General features: G+C 68.7%; 1 protein-coding gene and 2 pseudogenes. 1 reads left to right on the top strand and 2 read right to left on the bottom strand.

Going from position 1 to position 2,910, the window contains the following annotated elements; translation table 11 throughout:
• Positions 1 to 380 (bottom strand): annotated as a pseudogene (locus tag ACWNCF_RS04950) (hypothetical protein); the annotation flags it as partial.
• Between the two features lie 495 nt (positions 381 to 875).
• On the opposite strand from ACWNCF_RS04950, the pseudogene ACWNCF_RS04945 reads away from it, so the two are divergent.
• A pseudogene (locus tag ACWNCF_RS04945) lies at positions 876 to 1,405 on the top strand (sulfite exporter TauE/SafE family protein); the annotation flags it as partial.
• 118 nt (positions 1,406 to 1,523) lie between these two features.
• On the opposite strand, the gene ACWNCF_RS04940 reads toward ACWNCF_RS04945, so the two are convergent.
• Positions 1,524 to 2,910, bottom strand: a 1,387-nt coding sequence (locus ACWNCF_RS04940; protein WP_449406240.1) for a dihydroxy-acid dehydratase domain-containing protein, incomplete at its 5' end; no start/stop codon positions are given.

The raw sequence follows: 2,910 nt of genomic DNA, 5'->3' as shown, positions 1-2,910 counted from the left end.
CTGCCACCCTCGCCGTTGCGGGCGGCGCCGGAGGCCGCGAGCGCCTGTTCGAGGCGCATGACGATGCCGGAGAAGCGCTGCACGAGCTCCACGACGGCCGTTTCCATCTGCTCGCGCGAGGCGTCGATGTGCGACGTCCACACGCCGGCGACGTCGGCGCCGAACGCGCGGCGGCTGGCGAGATAGTCGTCCGCCGCTGCGTGTCCATTGGCTGCCGCGGGTGCGGCTGCGCGCACGGCGGCGAATGCGCCGCCCGCCAGCAGCACGGCGGCGAACAGCCAGCCATGCCAGTGCCAGCCGGCCAGCGGCACGATCACGCAGGCCGCGGCCAGGGCCACGATCAGCGCAGAATAAGTTTGCAGGGGGCGTAGTCGCGTCACGCGGCGCTCCGTCAGGTCTATCGGTGGTCGGATGGTTCCACCCCGCATCGGTATCCGGTGTGTCCCGTGTGCGGTGTTTGTGAACCGCACCGCTGCTGATGATTACAGAACGAGTTGCCGTAGCGCAAGCATTCGTGACACAAATATGCGAATGGGTCGTATAAACGATACACCGTTAAAGGATCGCCAACATCTTGTTCTGGCTGGGATTTTTCGCAAATTGACAACGGTTTGCGGGCGCGGAGACGCCCCGGGGTGCCGTTTGTTGACGTTCGAATATTTAACAAACAGGCATGCGGCGCGGCGCGGCGGAATGGCCGAAAGAAAGTGCATTCGGAAAATCCGAAAGGACATGCCGGCATTGCCGGATTGCGGGGACGGTGACCCCACCGACTACCATCGAACCATGAACACGATGATCCTGACGTTTGCCGGAGGCGCCGTCGCCGGTGCGATGAATGCGCTGGCGGGGCGGTTCCGTTCGTCAGCCTGCCAGTGCTGATCGCGGCCGGCGTGCCTCCGGTGCAGGCGAATGCTTCCAGCACGGTCGCCTTGTTTCCGGGCGGGCTGGCGAGCGCATGGGCATATCGTGACGGCCTGGGCACGGTCGGCACCGTCCCGCTTCGCGCGTTGCTGGCCGTGACGCTCTGCGGCGGCCTGGTGGGCGCGGTCCTGTTGTTGCGGACGTCATCCGCGGCGTTCACGGTCGTGCTGCCGTGGCTGCTGCTGGCGGCGTCCGTCGCGCTCGCGTTCGGGCGGCGCATGGGGACGCGTTGCGCGCGCGCTGGCGCATCCGCGCGCACGCGGTGCTGGCCGTCCAGTTCGCGCTCGGCATCTACGGCGGCTACTTCGGCGGGGCGGTCGGGATCATGATGATTGCGGCGTGGGGCCTGCTGGGCTGCCACGACCTGAAACGGCTCAACGCGCCGCGTACGCTGCTGGTCAGCGCGGCGAATACGGTGGCCGTACTCGCCTTCGTCGCGGCGGGCGCGGTGCGCTGGCCCGAAACGCTGGCGATGCTGGCGGGGGCGCTCGCCGGCGGCCATGGGGGCGCCCACCTCGGGCGGCGCGCCGGCGCGCATCATCCGCGCCGTCACGCTGTTCGCCACCAGACCTCATCACGCTGGCCTTCTTCGTCAAAACCTATGTCATGTGAGGACGCCATCCTCCAGGCCTTGCTCGCAACGACAGGACTGCTCGCCATCGCGGCCGGCATCGCGGCGGAGCCGCGCCGGCGCGTGCGCCGGTCAGCGCTTCAGCTTGCGACAGGTCGCGCACGGCGCGCGGTCGGCCGACGTGGTCAGCGCCGCGTAGGCGCGCAGCGCCTGCGACGAGCGCGCTCACGGTCGACCGGCTGCCGGCGGCCGCGCCGCGCATCCCGTCGCCGACCGAGCGCTGCGCCAGTTCGTCGGCCGTCACGCGCAGGTTGATGGTGCGGTTCGGGATGTCGATGTCGATCATGTCGCCTTCTTCCACGAGGCCGATCGCGCCGCCTTCCGCCGCTTCCGGCGACGCGTGGCCGATCACGAGGCCGGACGAGCCGCCCGAGAAGCGGCCGTCGGTGAACAGCGCGCAGGCCTTGCCGAGTCCCTTCGACTTGATGTACGACGTCGGGTACAGCATCTCCTGCATGCCCGGGCCGCCTTCGGCCTTCGTAGCGGATGATGAGTCGTCGCCCGCGTGTACCGTGTCGCCGAGGATGGCTTCGACGGCGGCGTCCTGGCTTTCGAACACGCGCGCCTTGCCGGAGAATTTCAGGATGCTGTCGTCGACGCCGGCCGTCTTCACGATGCAGCCTTTCTCGGCGATGTTCCCGTACAGGACCGCGAGGCCGCCATCCTGCGAGTAGGCGTGCGCGCGGTCGCGGATACAGCCTTCGGCGCGATCCAGGTCGGCCGTGTCGAAGCGCTCGGCCTGCGAGAACGCGACCTGCGTCGGCACGCCGCCCGGCGCCGCGCGGAACAGCGTGTGCACCGCCTGGTCGTCGCTGCGCTTGATGTCGTATTTTTCGATCGCGTCGCCCAGGGTCGGCGAGTGCACGGTCGGCAGCGACGTGTCCAGCAGGCCGGCGCGCGCCAGTTCACCGAGGATGGCGATGATGCCGCCGGCGCGGTGCACGTCCTCGATGTGGTATTTGTTGGTCATCGGCGCGACCTTGCACAGGCAGGGCACCTTGCGCGAGATGCGGTCGATGTCCGCCATGTTGAACTCGACGCCCGCTTCGTGCGCGGCGGCCAGCAGGTGCAGCACGGTGTTGGTGGAACCGCCCATCGACACGTCCAGCGCCATCGCGTTCTCGAAGGCGGCGCGGGTGGCGATGCTGCGCGGGAGGACCGTGTAGTCGTCCTGCTCGTAGTGGCGCTTGGCCAGGTCGACGATCAGGCGGCCGGCGCGCAGGAACAGTTCCTTTCGGTCGGCGTGCGTCGCCAGGACGGTGCCGTTACCCGGCAGCGACAGGCCCAGCGCCTCGGTCAGGCAGTTCATCGAGTTCGCCGTGAACATGCCGAGAACAGGCCGCAGGTGGGGCAGC

The sequence above is a fragment of the Massilia phosphatilytica genome (assembly GCF_977014125.1).
The sequence above is the reverse complement of the archived record's forward strand: the minus strand, read 5'-3'. Positions and strand labels throughout refer to the sequence as shown.